The organism is Mesorhizobium sp. B2-4-1 (genome assembly GCF_006442185.1).
Lineage (GTDB): Bacteria > Pseudomonadota > Alphaproteobacteria > Rhizobiales > Rhizobiaceae > Mesorhizobium.
Window position 1 is genome coordinate 82,785 of the sequence record NZ_VFVN01000014.1, and the last position, 16,376, is coordinate 99,160.

The following is a 16,376-nucleotide window of genomic DNA, read 5'->3' on the forward strand; positions in this document are numbered from 1 at the left end:
CAGGAAAAACCTTTCAAGAAGCGCGGATCGAGACAGGCGGGGCTTGCGCCACCGCTGGAGCAGTTCGCGATCCACCACGGATAGCAGGCGCTCCAACCGAGTCAGGCGTGTCCGCGAAAGCTCCCTCGCAAGCGCGGGCACGCCTTACCGGCGCATTTTCCTAGTTCATATGCGCGAACCAGGGACGCACATACTCGTCGGGGAATTGCGGCATGTCGACCTTGTCGCTCATCGCCCAGGCGACCGGCTGCTGGTGCAGCGGCAGATAGAGGGCCTCATCATGCGTGATCTTGAAGGCCGCCTTCAGCATATCCACCCGCTTGGCCTCGTCGAGTTCGGTCGATGCCGAACGGGCCAATTCGTCGATCTTGGCGTTGGAAAGCCCGTTGGGGTTGCTGCCGCCATAATTGCCGTCATTGGTCGCCAGCAAGGCTTGCAGCACGCTGTAGCCATCCATCGGCGGTAGCGAGGCCCATCCGAGCATATAGATATCGAGATCGCCCTTATCCATTCGAGGGAAATAGGTCGTCTTGCTTTCGACGTGCACGTCGGCCTCGACGCCGATCTTGGCCCACATCGACGCGATTGCCAGGCAGATCTGTTCGTCGGCGATGTAGCGGTCGTTGGAACAGGCCAGTCCAACCTTGAAGCCGTCGGGATAGCCGGCTTCCGCCAGCATGGATTTCGCCTTCGCGACATCATAGTCCAGCGCTACGTCGATCGACTGATCGTAGCCGGTGACCTGTGGCGCGACCAGTGTGCCGGAGGTGCGCGACTTTCCGCGCATCAAACGCTTCTGGATCGTGTTCAGGTCGACCGCGTGCCAAAGCGCCTGGCGCACTTTCACGTTCAGCAGCGGATTGGGCTTGCCGGGCGCTGCATGAAGCTCCGGCCGGAAGCTGAAGCCGAGAAAGATCTCGCGCAGCGACGGGTTCTCGACAACCTTCAGGCCGGCGGTGTTGGCGACCCGGTCGATGTCCTGCAACGGAACCGGCGCGATCATGTCGAGTTCGCCCGAAAGCAGCGCCGCGACGCGCGTGGCGTTCGAAGCGATCGGGCGGAATTCCACCCCCGTCAGATTGTGCTGCGGCTTGTCCCACCATTCCTTGTTGACGGCGAAGACCGAGCGCGAGTCCGGCTCGTAGCTGACCAGCTTGAACGCGCCGGTGCCATTGGCATGATTGCTGGCGTAGGTGACGACCCCCGTCGAGGCATTGCCGGGCTTGAGGGCATTGTGCTCCTCCATCCATGGCTTGCTCATCATGTAGATGGCGACGAGATCGTTCAGGAGCAGCGGATAGGGTCCGCGCAGGATCAGGTCGACCGTGTAGTCGTCAACCTTCTCGACGCCGGTTACGGCGGAGAGGTTTTCTCGGTTGCGCGCGCCGGGATCGATCTGACGTTGGATGGTGGCGACGACATCATCGGCATTGAAGGGTTGACCTTCGTGGAACTTGACGCCCTGCCGCAGCTTGAAGCGCCAGCGCGTCGGCGAGACGATCTCCCAGGAGGTCGCAAGCGCAGGCTCGATAGCCATTTCCTTGTTGCGGCGCACCAGCCCGTCGAACACCATGTTCTGGACGCTCTGGGTAAAACTGTCGACCTGGGCATTCGGATCGTACGAAATGACGTCGCCGGCCGATGACCAGCGCAGTGTCTGTGCAAGCGAAGGCGCTGTCACCGACATCACCATCGCAAGTCCGGCGAGCAGGACCCTAACGCATTTTCTCATTCTCTTCTCCCATTTGTATACGAAGTTTCCGATATATTGGATACCATTTATCCCCATTGATATCGTACACACATTGTGCACAATATCAAGGCAGGCATGTTCGATTTCGTTTCTCATGTGCAAAACCGCTCAAGTGACCGTTCCGAAAAGGGATTCCGAATGACCCAGGCCTTGCTGATAGAAAACGGTGTCATCGTCACCATGGATGCGGGGCGCCGGATTTTCTCGAGGGGTCATGTCCTGGTGGAGGATGGCCGGATCGTCACCGCCGGCGACGGCGCGGCCCCCGCCACAGATCAGAAGGTGGCGCGCATCGATGCTTCGGGAATGGTTGTCATGCCGGGTCTCGTCGACACGCACGCGCATGCGGGTCACATGCTGACCAAAGGCCTGGGAGACGATTCCGAAGCCTGGATGACTATCGCGGGGCGTATCTATGCAGAGGCGTCGGATACGGAATTCTGGGCAGCCGAGGCCACATTGTCGGCCCTTGAGCGCATAAAATGCGGAACGACCACCGCTGCCCTGCTGTTTGGCGGCGGGCCGGACATCATGCGCACCGAGGCGCCGGGGGCAGCACGGGCACATCTTGCCGCCATCGCCGAAATGGGAGTGCGCGAGATACTCGCCGTCGGGCCGAACCGGCCGACCTCGTCCCATGTCTATCGGGACCACGCATACGTTCCGTCTGTCGAAATCACCATTTCGCCGGAAACCCAGTTGGCAGTGTGCGCGGAAATCATCGATGATTGGGCTGGTCGCGATGGCCGGGTGCGGATTGCGGTCTCTCTCCCGGTGTTCACTCGGCGCGAACTTGACGAACAAACGGTATACAATCTGTCCCGCAATGCTCGCGACCTTGCTCGCGCAAAAAACGTGCTGTTCATCCAGGATGGCCATCGCGACGGTTCCATCGCCGCCAATGCGGAACGGCTCGATCTGTTCGACGAGCATTCGCTGCTGGCGCACTGCATCGAACTGACCGAGGCAGACATCGCCGCGCTGAAACGCAGCCACGCCAAGGTGGCGCATAATCCAAGTGCTCTGATGTCGGTCTCGGGCCGTTGTCCGGCGACGGAACTGATGGAAAGGGGTGTCACCCTGTCGCTCGGCACCGACGCGGCGGCGCCCGACCGCTCTTTCGACATGTTCCGCAACATGTTCCAGGCGCACCGCTATCATGCCCGGCACTTCAGGAACGATGCGGTCCTGCCGCCGATGCAATTGCTGGAGATGGCGACCATCGAGGGCGCGCGTGCCCTGTCGATGGAGAACGAAATCGGCTCGCTGGACCCGGGCAAGCGCGCCGACATCATCCTGGTCAACATGCGCCAGCCGCATCTGTGGCCGCCGGCACACCCCGCGCAGCGGCTGGCACGCTTCGCCAACGGCGCGGATGTTGACACGACGATCGTCGACGGGCGTGTCCTCATGCGCGGACGCCGCCTCGTCGATCACGATGAAGACGCCATTCTGGATCGCGCCGAAGGAGCCTTCCATCTGATGATGAAACGCGCCGGGCTGGCATAGGCCGAGTTCCGGGGCGCAAACAGGGAGACCCAGATGACCGAAGACCTTCTCATTCGCAATGTCAGGCCCTTGGGCGGCGCTGTCACGGACCTCTACATTCGCGACGGTCGGTTCGCGCACGCAACCAGCGGGAAAGCGGCGCATGAAATCGACGGGCTTGGACAGGTTGCCCTGCCCGGCCTGGTCGAGGCGCACACGCATCTCGATAAGACGCTTGTCGGCATGGACTGGTTTCAGAACCGTGTGGGACCCACGCGCAACGACAGGATCCTGGCCGACAGGAAGGCCAAGCGGGAACTCGGCATCGATGCGCGCAGGCAATCGGCGCGTCAGATCGTGCAGACGCTGGCTTTCGGCGTGACGCATATCCGCAGCCATGTCGATGTGGATACGGAAATCGGCATTACCAACATCGAGGGTGTCGTTGCAACGCGCGAAGCCTTCAAGGGATTGGTCGACGTGCAGGTCGTCGCCTTCCCGCAAAGCGGCATGCTGGGACGCGAAGGCACGCAGGCGCTGATGGAGGACGCATTGAAGGCGGGGGCCGATATTGTCGGCGGCATCGACCCGGCAACGATCGAGCGGGATCCGGTTCGCCACCTGGACGCAATCTTCGCGCTCGCGGATCGATACGGCAAGCCGGTCGACATTCATCTGCACGAACCGGGAGAATTGGGCGCCTTCTGCCTTGAGCTGATCGTCGAACGGACCAAGGCGCTCTCCCTTCAGGGCCGCGTCATGGTGAGCCATGCCTATTGTCTCGGCATGCTGGACACGCATAGGCAGCACACGTTGATCGACGCGCTGGCGGCTGAAGACATCGCCGTCATGACGGTCGGCAGCCCATCCGCGCCGGCGGTTCCGCTGCGCATGATGCGCCAGTCCGGCCTCGTCGTGGCATCCGGTTCCGACGGCATCCAGGGCACCTGGGAGCCATGGGGCAATGGCGACATGCTGGAGCGGGCCAAATATCTTGCGCAGCGCAACGGCATGACCAACGATGCCGATCTGGAAGAGACGGCGCGCGTTTGCACCTTTGGCGGCGCGCAAGGTATCGGCCTGACGGATTATGGGCTTTCGCCCGGTTGCCACGGCGATGTCGTGCTGGTTTGCGCGCGGACCCTGGCGGAAGCCGTGGCCCTGACCCCACGGAAGCGCACGGTCATCCGCGGCGGCCGCGTGCTCGTGCGTGACGGTGCGCTGGCCGGAGATCTGCCCGATGTCGCATAGTCGTCGGACGAACCAGCGTGACGACGGACCTGTCCTGCTCACCGCGCGATGGGTTGTCGGCCACCGGGACGGGCGCCATGTCCTTCTGGAGAATGGCGAGGTCGTCCATGAGAACGGCAGGATCGTCTTAGTCGGCCATCGCTACGGCGGGCCTGTAAAGCGGCGGATCGATCATGGCAGGGCGCTGATCGGCCCGGGTTTCATCGATCTGGATGCGCTTTCGGACCTGGATACGGGCGTGCTCGGCCTCGATCATCAACCCGGCTGGAAGAAGGGCCGCGTCTGGCCGCGCGACTATGTGGAAGCCGGGCCGGTCGAAATGCTGGCGCGCGAGGAGCTGGCGTTTCAAAAACACTATGCCTTCGCGCAACTCATCCGCAACGGCATCACTACTGCATTGCTGATCGCATCGCTGTTTTATCGTGCATGGAACGAGACATCGGACGAATTCGCATCCGCCGCCGAAAGCGCCGCAGAGTTGGGCCTTCGCGTCTATCTCGGGCCTGCCTTTCGCGCCGGCCATTCCGTCATCGAGGTGGATGGCGGCATCGTCGTCGAGGTGGACGAAGAGCGCGGCGCGGAGGGTCTGGACGATGCCGTTGCCTTTTGCCTGGAGCACGAAGGACGCTTCGGCGGATTGGTGCGAACCATGCTTGCACCGGACCGTGTCGAGTTCTGGACCGCCGACCTGTTGCGCAGGACCGCCAATGCCGCGCGAGACCTCGGCGTGCCGGTCCGTCTGCATTGCTGCCAGTCTTCATTCGAGATCGAGACAGTGCGTCGCCGGTTCGGCACGACATCCGCCCGCTGGCTCCAGGACATCCGCTTTCTCAGCGAAAGAGCGTTGTTGCCGCATGGCACCCACGCCGACGGCGATGATCTCGAAATCATCGCCGGTTCGGGTGCCACATTGGTGCATTGCCCGCTGGTGATGGCGCGGCATGGCGCGGCGCTCGACAATTTCGCCCGCCTTCGCGGCCAGGGTCTGCGCATCGGCATGGGCACAGACACCTGGCCACCCGACATGGTGCAGAACATGCAGGTCGGCCTGATGCTCGGCCGCGTCATGGCGGGCAATCTGGAGACGCCGAAATCAGCCGATCTCTATGACGCGGCCACGATTGGCGGCGCCGACGCGCTCGGCCGGTCGGACCTGGGACGTCTGCAGGCGGGAGCAGCCGCCGACATCGTCGTGTTCGACCTGTCCGGCAACCATCTGGGACAGGTCCTCGATCCGATCGCCTGCCTGACGACGTCCGCAGGCGGACGCGATGTGCACACGGTCATCATTGACGGGCGCACCGTGATGAGCGCCCGAACCATTCCGGGTTTCGATCTCGATGCAGCCCACCAGCGCGCACAGGCCCAGTTCGAACGGCTTGTCCAGCGTTATCCGCAACGCACCTGGCGACATCCGACGGTCGCCGAGATTTTCCCTCCCAGCTATCGGATGTTCATGGCATGAGGGCTCCAGAAACGACACACAACGATTGGAATAAACCTTGATGGCACGCGAGCCGACGGCATTGGCCCTCGACGCCGGGCCGTTTGCATCTCTAAACTCCGGCTTTGCGGATGCTTTTCTTCTTGTGTGCTTGGATATGAATTTTCAGGATCGGTCATGACAATCAACATTCGCAATAAAAATCCGAAATCCGCCGTATCCAAGTCCGACGCGGTCTATCGCACGTTGAAGCGCGTCATACTCGACCAGGCGCTGACCGCGGGAACAAAGCTGCCTGAGGATTCGATCGGCGAGCGGCTGGGCGTCAGCCGCACCATTGTCAGGCAGGCGCTGGCAAGACTGAACGGCGAAGGCCTGGTCGAATTGCGCCCGCACAAGGGCGCCTGCGTCGCGCAGCCGAGCCTGGAGGAAGGCCACAATATATTCGAGGTGAGGCGGGCGCTTGAAGCGCTGGTGGTCGACACGCTGATCGGCAAGCTGACGCCGCAAAAGATCAAACAGCTCGAAGCTCATGTCGACGCGGAAGAAATGGCCAAAGCCAACAATGCCGCGTCGTCGATTCAGTTGGCCGGCGAATTTCATGTGCTGCTTGCCTCGCTGACCGGAAACGAACTGTTGCTGCGCTATGTCACGGAACTCGTTTCGCGTTCATCGCTCATCCTGTCGCTCTACGGACGGCCGCATTCGTCCGACTGCGCCGTATCCGAGCATCACGAGATCATTGCCGCCCTGGCCGCGGCCGACCGGAACAAGGCTGCTGCCTTGATGGACCATCATATTGATGCAATCACCACACGTGCGCTGCTGAAAGCGAAACCCGAAAATGACTTTCCGGACCTTCTTGCTGCCTATGCGCGGGAGGAAGGGCTATGATTTATTGGATGAATGCCGAAGAGACGAGGAGTGACCCGAAAATAATCAGGACGAAGGTGATGTCAGGTTAAATCCGCCTCCTCATGCGGTCGTGGCGACCAGCACTTCGGTCGGCTGGAACTTCAACACATCGATCAGTCCGATGTCGGAGATGCGCAATTCCGGGATGACGACAAGCGCCAGCAGAGAGTGCTGCATATAGGCATTATTGAGGGCGCATCCGCAGGCAAGCATCGCCGCGATCAGGCCATTGGCTTCTTCTGCCACGATCTCGGCGCGCTGGTCAGACATCAGTCCGGCGATCGGCAGCCTGACAAGCGCAAGTTCGCGTCCTTCGCTGAACAGCACGACGCCGCCGCCGACCTGTCCCAGCCGATTCGCCGCCAGCGTCATGTCGTCCTTGTTGGTACCCACCACGATCATGTGATGACTGTCATGGGCGACGGTGCTGGCGATGGCGCATGGTTTGTCGTAACCGAAGCCGGAAACAAACGCGTTGATGACCTTTCCCGTGCCGTGATGCCGTTCCACCAGCGCGATCTGGCAGACGTCACCGGTCCGATCCATCTGAACGATACCATTCAAGACGCCGAGCGAAGCCTCCAGGGCACGGGTCGGTGCCTGGTTCTCGAGCACGCCGATGACCCGCGCCATGACCTGGTTCGCACCCTCGGGCGCCACGATGTCGAAGTCCGCCGCTGAGAGCTTCTTGCCCAAGCGAACCGTGTTCTTGGTCGAGGCGGGATAGTCGTAGGGCGTGATGTCGGCGACGAGCTTGCCGTCGTTCGACACCACACAGCCGCGTGCGATGACGGTTTCGACCGGGAGTTCGGTGAGATCGGAGGTCAAAACCAGGTCGGCGCGCCGCCCGGGCGTTATCGAGCCAAGCTCACGCTCCATGCCGAAATGCTGAGCAGTATTCAGGGTGGCCATCTGAATCGCGGTGATCGGCTTTAATCCCTGGGCGATGGCATGGCGCACAACGCGGTTCATATGGCCGTCATCGACTAGTGTGCCGGAATGGCTGTCGTCGGTACACAGCACGAAATTGCGCGAGTCCAGGCTGAGCTCGGTCAGCGCCTTGATCTGCGCGGCGACGTCGTACCAGGCGGAGCCAAGCCGTAACATGGCACGCATGCCCTGGCGCACCCGCGCAACGCAGTCGGCCAGGCTGGTGCCTTCGTGATCGTCGGACGGACCGGCGGCGACATAGGCATGGAAGGGCAGACCGAGATCCTTCGAGGCATAGTGGCCGCCCACCGTCTTGCCTGCCGCCTGAGTGGCAGCGATCTCGGCCAGCATGTCGCCATTTCCGGCGACCACCCCAGGAAAGTTCATCATCTCGCCGAGGCCGACGATGTTCGGCCACGACATCGCCTCACGCACGTCGGCGGGACCGAGGCTGGCACCCGCGTTCTCGAGGCCCGGAGCGCTCGGCACGCAGCTCGGCATTTGCACGAACACATTGATCGGCAGTCCGGCAGCCTCGTCGTGCATCAGCTTGACGCCCGGCATGCCTAGGACGTTGGCGATCTCGTGCGGGTCGATGAACATCGAGGTGGTGCCATGCGGGATGACCGCACGCGCGAACTCGGTAACGGTAACCATGCCGCTCTCGACATGCATATGCGCATCGCACAGCCCCGGCAGCGCGTAGCGGCCCTCTCCGTCGATAATCTGCGTCTCGGGGCCCACGGCATGGTCGGCATTCGGGCCGACGAAGGCGAAGCGGCCGACCGCGATGGCAATGTCCGTCGCGGGGATGATCTCGCCCGAATGGACATTCACCCAGCGCACGTTCCGGACCACCATGTCGGCCGGCGTGCGTCCCATAGCGACATCAACCAACTGCGGCGCGCATTCGAACCAGCTCTGGATCATCTGTTGTTTTCTCCCCCGGCGCGCGCGCCCGCAAAGGGCCGCACGACCTCGACGCAATATCTTGGCGAACTGTAAGCGGCGCGCTGGCGGTAATAGTCCAGGCAGAAATCAAGGAAAGCGGCGAACTTACGCGACACATACCGGCGTCGCATGTAGAGCAGATTGATTGGAACCAGTGGCGAGCGCCATTGCGGGAGCACCGGCACCAGATCGCCGTTCTTGCACTCGATCTCGGTGAAGAAGGCTGGCAGATAGACGATACCCTCGCCGGCTACGGCGAAGTATTTCAGCATCCAGTAGTCGTTCGCCATGCACTGCGCGGTCGGCATGAAGTCGACCGTTTCCGCGCCGCGCTCGAGGTGCCAGGATTGCACGCCGCTCGGGCGGCGGAAGGCGACGGCCCCATGGCCCGCCAAGTCTGCGGGCGTCGACGGTTCCCCGAATTGCTCAATGTAGCGCGGGCTGGCGTAGAGACAGAAGGAAGCCTCCCCGAGCTTGCGAGCGATGTAGTCTGAGTTCGCCGGCTCGCCCCAATGGAATATGCCGTCGAAAGGCTGGTGCTTTTCGGGCGCCAGGAAATAGCCGAGCGAAAGGAAGATCACGTCGACATTCACCTGCGGATACTGTTGACGGAAGGCGAACAGCAGTTCCGAGGTGAAGGAAGTGCCGAACTCGCCGGTCGAGCCGATCGTCAGCGTGCCGGCGATATCGTGGCCCGCCTCGGCGATCGCCGCCTTGGCTCCTTCGCAACTTTCCTTGATGCGTTGCGCATGGTCGAGGAACTCGGCCCCGGCATCGCTCAAATGCAATTCCCGACCGTCGCGCACAAACAGTGCGACACCGAGCGAATCCTCTAACGCGCGCACTTTGTGACTGAGGCTGGACTTGGGCAGTCCATACAGTTTCGCGGCGTGCGAGAGCGACTGCGCCTCCGCCACTTTGATAAAATAATCGATCGCTTCAAAATCCATCGATCGTCCAAGAATTTGAACGGTGCGTCCAGAACTAGCCAGAAACTGCCATTTGCATGGACGACCCTAATACGACAGGATCAGAGCGCGCAAGGTGGGATTTTTGGCGCAGACAAGCTTGGTCCCAAGCCCGAGCGAGGCCACACGAGCGGAGATGAATTTGTCCGACATACGCGAATTCATCCGTGCTGGTCGCGCCGAGCATAAATCGACTCTCATCGTCACCGGCGGCACACTAGTCAACGTCGCTTCGGGTGAGATCTATCCGGCCGACGTCGCCGTCTACAAGGATCGCATCGTCGCTGTCGGAGACGTCTCGGAGTACCGCGGCCCCGAGACCGAGATGATCGATGCTACTGGTTATTTCCTCTGCCCTGGCCTGATAGACGGCCACCTCCACGTTGAATGTTCCAAGATGTCGGTAACTAGCTTCGCCAAGGCGGTGGTGCCGCTCGGCACCACTTCGATTGTGTCGGGCCTGGACCAGATCCTCGTGGTGTCCGGCCTGGAAGGCGCCCGCGAATTCCTCGACGAGGCCAAGGCAACCCCTCTCAAGATCTTCTGGGGCGCACCATGCAAGACGCCCTACACACTGCCTCGCTCCAACGTCGGCTATTATTTCGGACCGGACGATCACCGCGCCACCCATTCCTGGCCGGAATGCGTCGGCATATGGGAGACGGTGCGCGAGTTCGTCGACACGATGGATGAGCACGTTCTGCAGGCGGTCGAGATCGCCGAAAAGAGCCGTCTGCCGATCCTCGGCTGCTCGCCGATGTGTCGCGGCAATCGATTGAACAGCTACCTGCAGGCCGGAGTGCGCTCCGACCACGAGAGCTACACTGCGGACGAGATGCTGGAGAAGCTGCGCAAAGGCATGCATGTCGTCATTCGCGAATCTTCGATCTCCCATTTTCTCGAAGAGAACCTGCGGATGGTCACCGAGATGGGAATAGCCGCGACGAGCCGGGTCAGCTTCTGCACCGATGACGTGGTCGCCTCGGATATCCTGGCCCGCGGCCACCTCGACAACATGATCCGCATGGCGGTCGCGATGGGAGTTCCGCCGCTCACCGCCATCCAGATGGCGACCATCAACGGCGCCGAGGCGCTGCGCATCGGCCAGAAGGTCGGCTCGATCTCGCCCGGGCTCGCCGCCGATATCCTGCTGGTCAAGGATATCGCGGACTTCCATGTCTCAGGTGTCATCGCGAAAGGCAAGCTGGCCGCTCGCGACGGCAAGCTCGTGGACGATCTTGCGCCGCCTGCCCGCAGCGCCGTTGTCACCAACACATTCAAGGTAGCGCCGGTTTCACAGAAAGACCTATTGGTGCGCGCGCCCGGAGCGGGCGACAAGGCGGCCGTGCTGGCGATCGCCGTTACGCCCGAGAGAATATTCGTACGCACGCGACGTGATGTCGTGCTCCCGGTCCGCGACGGCTATATAGACGCGGATCCATCACAGGACGTGCAGTATCTCACCGTCGTCGAACGCTACGGCCGCACTTCCCATCGGCCGGTCGCGTTCGCTTCAGGCTTCGGACTGCGCTCCGGCGCACTCGCCACTTCGACGGCGCCTGATGATAACAACATCGTTTGTGTGGGCACCAATCCCCACGACATGTCGTTGGCAATCAACCACATTATCGAGAACAATGGCGGCCAGGCGGTGGCGGACGGCGGTCGGATCGTGTCATTCCTGCCCCTGCCGATCGGCGGAATCGTATCGGACATTGATCCTCCAGAGATGGCGAAGAAAGAGCAGGAGCTCGACGCGGCCGCGCGCGCGCTCGGCTGTAGGCTGCCATGGCCTTTCATGTACATGTTCGTGCTGCAGATCACCGCGATTCCCGATTTCGCGATAACCGATCTCGGCCTGATCGATTGCATAAACCTGACGGTGGTCGATCCGTTAAGCCGGCTTCATGACTGGGAACGCTAGGAAAGGGAGGGAACCATGCTGAAAAACCTTGTTGTCGCTGTTTCGCTCGTGGCCGCGACGTGGCTGTGGGGCGGCCGCGTACAAGCCGAAGAGCCGACCAAGCTCAGGATCGCCGGCATTCTTTCGGCGGGCAAGGAAGCACCGTGGGAATCATCCTTCGTGAGTTCCATGGACCGGATCATCGCCGCCAAGCCCCACGGCCTCGACATCGAGGTCAATTATACCGAGAACGTTTACGACAATGCCGAGCAGGTGTTCCGCACCTATGCTGAGACCGGCGACTACGACATCTTGTTCGGCGACACCGCCTATGCAGATGCGATCGAGAAGCTGAAGGACGAATTCCCCGATACGATGTTCGTCATGAGCGGTTCGGGCAATCGCGGACTCGGCGGCAATGCCTATTGGATATTCGTCCACGCGCACGAGCCTGCCTACGTGATGGGGCAACTGGCCGGCAAACTCACGAAGTCGAATGTCATCGGCGCCATCTCCACCTTCCCGGCCGAAGATACCAACGATCAGATCAATGCCTTCTTCACCGGCGCCAAGGAAGCGAACCCAAAGGTGAAACAGAAGATCACCTTCATCCAGTCCTGGTTCGATCCGGCTAAATCGAACGAGGCGACCTCGGCGCAGATCGCCGCCGGCGCGGACATGATCTACCAGATGTCGGGCGCCTTCGAGGTTTGTGAGGAGCGCGGCATAGGCTGCTTCGGCAATTATGTGGACATGTCGAAAGTGGCGCCGAAGTCGATCGTCGCCTCCACCATCGTCAAATGGGATCCGCACATTAATTGGATCATCGATGAATGGTGGAAGGCAAAGACCATGAACGCCAAATTCGACGCGCCGAAGGAACCAAGGTGGTTCAGCTGGCAGCAGGGTTCGGGCGACCTCATCCTCAATCCTGCCTGGGAAGCCAAAATGCCCGATGACGTAAAGGCGCTTGCGGCTGAAACGGCCAAGGCCATCCAAGGCGGCAAGAAGAAAATCGAGCTCAATGTGAACGAGCCGAAATCGGACTGACGCCGGAGGTGGTGCCGGGCCGATCCGAGATGAGCAAGATACCGCGCCTGTCGGTTCGGCACCTGACGAAGCGTTTCGCTGCGCTTGCTGCCAATGACGACGTCTCGCTCGACGTCATGCCCGGAGAATTGCATTGCTTGTTGGGGGAGAATGGCGCAGGCAAGTCGACACTGTCGTCCTGCCTCTACGGGCTCTACCAGCCAGACGCCGGCGAAATTCGGGTGGACGGCAAGACCGTCCAGCTAGGCTCGCCGGGCGAAGCCATCCGCGCCGGCATCGGTATGGTGCACCAGCATTTCGTCTTGGTGCCCAACTTCACTGTGCTGGAGAATGTGGCGGTAGGAACGGGCTCCGGCTGGCGGCTGGGCCGGGCTGAGGCTCTCTCCAGGATCGAGACGATCTGCTCCACCTACGGCATCTCGCTCAACCCACACCGGCACGTCGGCGACCTTTCCGTCGGCGAACAGCAATGGGTCGAGATCGTCAAGGCGCTCTACACTGGCGCCAGACTGCTTATCCTCGACGAACCGACGGCGGTGCTGACGCCCGAGGAATCGCGCCGCCTGTTTGCGATCGTGCGGCGGCTCACCAGTGAAGATCTGTCGGTCGTGCTGATCAGCCATAAGATGTCGGAAGTGATGCAATCCGACCGGGTCAGCGTGCTGCGCAAGGGCAGACTGGTCGGAACGGTCATAACCTCGAACGTCAGCCGCGACCAACTCACCACCATGATGGTCGGCCGCTCCGTTGCGGCGCCGGCGCGCGCCGCAGATGCGAAAGCGACCGGCGAGACGGTGCTTTCGGTGCGTGGGCTCACGCACCTGCGCGATGGAAGGCCCGTGCTGGACAACGCATCGCTCGACATCGCAGCCGGCGAGATCGTCGGCATCGCCGGCGTTTCCGGGAATGGCCAAGACGAGCTGTTCGAGTGCCTCGCAGGCCTCGCCGCGCCCGACGGCGGCACGGTCTTGCTCGATGGCGAAACTCTGCAGGCGTACTCACCGGCGACGATTGCTGCGAAAGGCATTGGCTACGTGCCCAGCGACCGCTTCCGCGACGGGCTCGTTGCCGATCTCGATATCGGCGAGAATCTTGTACTCGGCCAACAATGGCAAACGCGCTGGCGCAATGGGCCATTTATCGACACCGCGGCGCTCGACGCAAATGCACGCATGGTCATCGCTGCCTATTCGATTGCCGCAACCGGGCCGTCGTCACCCTCTCGCAAATTGTCTGGCGGCAACGCGCAGAAGGTCATCCTCGCCCGCGAGTTCGCCAAAGCGAAGCGGCTTCTGCTGTGCAACCAGCCGACGCGCGGCCTCGATGTCGGCGCCATCGAATTCGTCTACCGACAACTCCTGCACAAGCGCGACGAAGGCTGCGCCATCCTGCTTGCGAGCGAGGAACTGGAGGATCTTTTCGCTCTCAGCAGTCGTATATGTGTGATGTTTCGCGGCCGCGTCCTTGCGGTGCTCGATACGGAAAAAACCACCTATGACGAAATCGGCAGCCTGATGGCCGGCCATGGGAGCGAGGCTGCGGCGTGACCGGTTTCAACCTCGTGGAGTGGCGCCTCGAGCGCCGGCTGGAACCGCGGCCGACCGCGCGCATCGTTGCACTTGCTTTGGCGGCGATCGCGGCGGTTTTGGTTTGCAGTCTGCTTTTCGCCGCCGCGGGCGCCAGCCCGGGTGCCGCCTTCACGGCTCTCCTGAAAGGCAGCTTTGGCTCGTTGCGCGCCGCCGGCGAAACGCTGGTCAAGGCAACGCCCCTGATCTTCACCGGTCTTGCTGCCTGTGTCGCCTTCCGCGCGCGTATCTGGAACATTGGCGCCGAAGGCCAGGTTTTTGCCGGCGCCATGTTCGCTTATTGGGCGCAGCACAATCTCACCGGCTTTTCGCCTTTCATCCAAATTCCTGTGGTTATAGTCGGTGGCATTGTCGGCGGCGCACTCTATGCCGGCCTTGCGGGCGTGCTGAAGACCCGCTTCTCGGTCGATGAGGTGATCTCGACCGTCATGCTCAACTACATCATCGTCTATGTCCTTTCGCTGCTGCTGCTGCGCGGCCCATGGAGCGAGGCGGGCGCCTTCTTCGAACAGACGCCGAAGGTCGATCCGGGCTCGGTGCTTCCGTTGCTGTTTTCCGGTTCACGCCTGCATTCCGGCTTCCTGCTGGCGATTGTGGCGGCTGGCTTGGTTCACATGCTGTTGACGCGCACACCGCTGGGCTATGACATCAAGGCTGCCGGGTCCAACATGCGCGCGCTCGATGTACAGGGCACCAATACTCGAAGGCTGGTCATAGTTGTGCTTCTGGTTTCCGGCGCGCTTGCGGGGCTCGCGGGGATCACGGAAGTCTACGGCGTCCATTACCGCCTGAAGGCAGGCGTAATAGCAGGTTACGGCTACAGCGGCATCATCGTGGCCATCCTCGGCCAATTGCATCCGCTTGGCGTCGTCGTTGCCTCGGTGCTGTTCGGAGCGTTGCTCAACGGCGCTACGCTCATGCAGATCAAGACCGGCGTGCCCTCGGCGCTGATATACGCCATCCAGGCGATCCTGCTTTTGTTCTTCCTAGCTGGCTGGGCAGCGTGCAATTTCCGCCTGCGGAGGGTCGGCCGTGCTTGACGCACTCTTTCAAACCTCAATCCTGGTCAGTGTGGCGGCGGCCACCATCCGCATCAGCACCCCGCTCCTGCTCGCCGCACTTGGCGAACTTATCGCCGAGCGCAGCGGCGTCTACAATATGGGTCTTGAGGGCATGATGCTGATGGGAGCCTTCACCGGCTATCTCGCCGCCTATGAAAGCGGGTCGTTATGGCTGGGCGTCCTCGCTGCCGGATTTACCGGCGCGCTGATGGCTCTCGTCTTTGCCGTGCTGGTGATCACGCTGAAAGTAGAGCAGATCGTCACCGGTCTTGCCGTCAACCTGCTCGGCGCCGGCCTTTCCACATACTGGTTGCGTTCCGCTTTCGCTGGCGACGGCAAGACGCCGACCATCCCTTTCTTCGCCGATGTGCCGGTGCCAGGGCTGAGCGATGTTCCCGTGCTGGGCCCCATCCTGTTTGACCAGCGGGTGCTGACCTACATAGCCTTTCTGATGGTGCCGGCGGTATGGCTCTTCCTGTTCCGGACGCGTTATGGACTGATCGTGCGCTGCGCCGGCGACAATCCCAAGGCCCTCGATGTTAAGGGGGTAAAGGTCGCGCCGGTGCAATATGCCGCCGTGCTCTTCGGCGGCCTGATGGCGGGCGTTGCCGGCGCGTTTCTCTCCGTCGGCCAGGCGGCGCGTTTCGTGCCGGACATGACCAACGGGCGCGGCTGGCTGGCCATCATCATCGTCATCGCCGGCCTATGGCGCCCCTACCCGATTTTCGTGGCGGCTCTGGTGTTCTCCTTCCTCGACGCGCTGCAATTGCAAATCCAGGGCGTCGGTATCGCAATTCCCTACCAATATATGTTGATGATGCCTTATGTTGCGGCGATCGTTGCGTTGATGATCCGTCGCTCGCGGACCAGCGCACCGGCTATGCTGGGCGTGCCGTACAGGCGGGAATAGGGTGGTCGGTTTTCATTCTGCTGCTGTAAGGCTGCCTGTACGTAGCTGCCATGCGGCATGGCTCAACCCGTGACCGCGGCAGCAAGCTTCCAGCAAGATCGACCGCTTTGGCGAAGCCGGTATTGTAGCCCAACCCGCCCAGGTAGGGAGACCTGACCGTCAGTCA

The 16,376-nt window shown here is 61.8% G+C and carries 12 protein-coding genes; 9 read left to right on the forward strand and 3 right to left on the reverse strand.

All coding sequences use genetic code 11. The features are described 5' to 3' along the window. Positions 1 to 160 precede the first annotated feature (160 nt). A complete protein-coding gene (locus FJ949_RS26990) occupies positions 161 to 1,732 on the reverse strand; it encodes an ABC transporter substrate-binding protein (protein ID WP_140500710.1) in 1,572 nt (523 codons plus the stop codon). A 159-nt stretch (positions 1,733 to 1,891) separates the two neighbouring features. On the opposite strand from FJ949_RS26990, the gene FJ949_RS26995 reads away from it, so the two are divergent. From FJ949_RS26995 to FJ949_RS27010, 4 genes are all read left to right on the forward strand, one after another. Next, the gene (locus FJ949_RS26995) at positions 1,892 to 3,262 is read left to right on the forward strand and encodes an amidohydrolase family protein (protein ID WP_140500711.1); all 1,371 of its coding nucleotides are present in this window, start codon (positions 1,892 to 1,894) and stop codon (positions 3,260 to 3,262) included. Positions 3,263 to 3,295: 33 nt separating this feature from the next. Then, positions 3,296 to 4,492, forward strand: a complete 1,197-nt coding sequence (locus tag FJ949_RS27000) for an amidohydrolase (RefSeq protein ID WP_140500712.1) — start codon at positions 3,296 to 3,298, stop codon at positions 4,490 to 4,492. After that, the gene (locus FJ949_RS27005; RefSeq protein WP_140500713.1) at positions 4,482 to 5,957 is read left to right on the forward strand and encodes an amidohydrolase family protein; all 1,476 of its coding nucleotides are present in this window, start codon (positions 4,482 to 4,484) and stop codon (positions 5,955 to 5,957) included. Before FJ949_RS27000 ends, FJ949_RS27005 begins: the two co-directional genes overlap by 11 nt. Before the next feature lie 156 nt (positions 5,958 to 6,113). Beyond that, positions 6,114 to 6,830, forward strand: a complete 717-nt coding sequence (locus FJ949_RS27010) for a GntR family transcriptional regulator (RefSeq protein ID WP_140500714.1) — start codon at positions 6,114 to 6,116, stop codon at positions 6,828 to 6,830. Positions 6,831 to 6,911: 81 nt separating this feature from the next. Here the strand turns inward: FJ949_RS27010 and ade are convergent, their stop codons facing one another. Both ade and FJ949_RS27020 read right to left on the reverse strand, forming a co-directional pair. After that, on the reverse strand, positions 6,912 to 8,711 hold the full coding sequence (gene ade, locus FJ949_RS27015; protein WP_140500715.1) for an adenine deaminase: 1,800 nt from the start codon (positions 8,709 to 8,711) through the stop codon (positions 6,912 to 6,914). Further along, complete coding sequence (locus FJ949_RS27020; protein WP_140500716.1) at positions 8,708 to 9,682, reverse strand: LysR family transcriptional regulator; 975 nt, start codon at positions 9,680 to 9,682, stop codon at positions 8,708 to 8,710. Before FJ949_RS27020 ends, ade begins: the two co-directional genes overlap by 4 nt. A gap of 160 nt (positions 9,683 to 9,842) precedes the next feature. Between FJ949_RS27020 and FJ949_RS27025 the strand changes: the two genes are divergently transcribed. From FJ949_RS27025 to FJ949_RS27045, 5 genes are read left to right on the forward strand one after another with little or no spacing between them, the layout of a single operon-like run. Then, complete coding sequence (locus FJ949_RS27025) at positions 9,843 to 11,624, forward strand: adenine deaminase (RefSeq protein ID WP_140500717.1); 1,782 nt, start codon at positions 9,843 to 9,845, stop codon at positions 11,622 to 11,624. 15 nt (positions 11,625 to 11,639) lie between these two features. Then, positions 11,640 to 12,653 (forward strand): BMP family protein, encoded by a 1,014-nt coding sequence (locus FJ949_RS27030; RefSeq protein ID WP_140500718.1) that lies wholly within the window; start codon positions 11,640 to 11,642, stop codon positions 12,651 to 12,653. Positions 12,654 to 12,682: 29 nt separating this feature from the next. Further along, positions 12,683 to 14,200 (forward strand): ABC transporter ATP-binding protein, encoded by a 1,518-nt coding sequence (locus tag FJ949_RS27035; RefSeq protein ID WP_140500719.1) that lies wholly within the window; start codon positions 12,683 to 12,685, stop codon positions 14,198 to 14,200. Further along, entirely contained in the window at positions 14,197 to 15,279 is a 1,083-nt protein-coding gene (locus FJ949_RS27040) for an ABC transporter permease (RefSeq protein WP_246680038.1), read from the forward strand. Before FJ949_RS27035 ends, FJ949_RS27040 begins: the two co-directional genes overlap by 4 nt. After that, positions 15,272 to 16,210 carry an ABC transporter permease gene (locus tag FJ949_RS27045; protein ID WP_140500720.1) on the forward strand — a complete coding sequence of 313 codons (939 nt, stop codon included), beginning with the start codon at positions 15,272 to 15,274 and terminating at the stop codon, positions 16,208 to 16,210. Before FJ949_RS27040 ends, FJ949_RS27045 begins: the two co-directional genes overlap by 8 nt. Positions 16,211 to 16,376 lie beyond the last annotated feature (166 nt).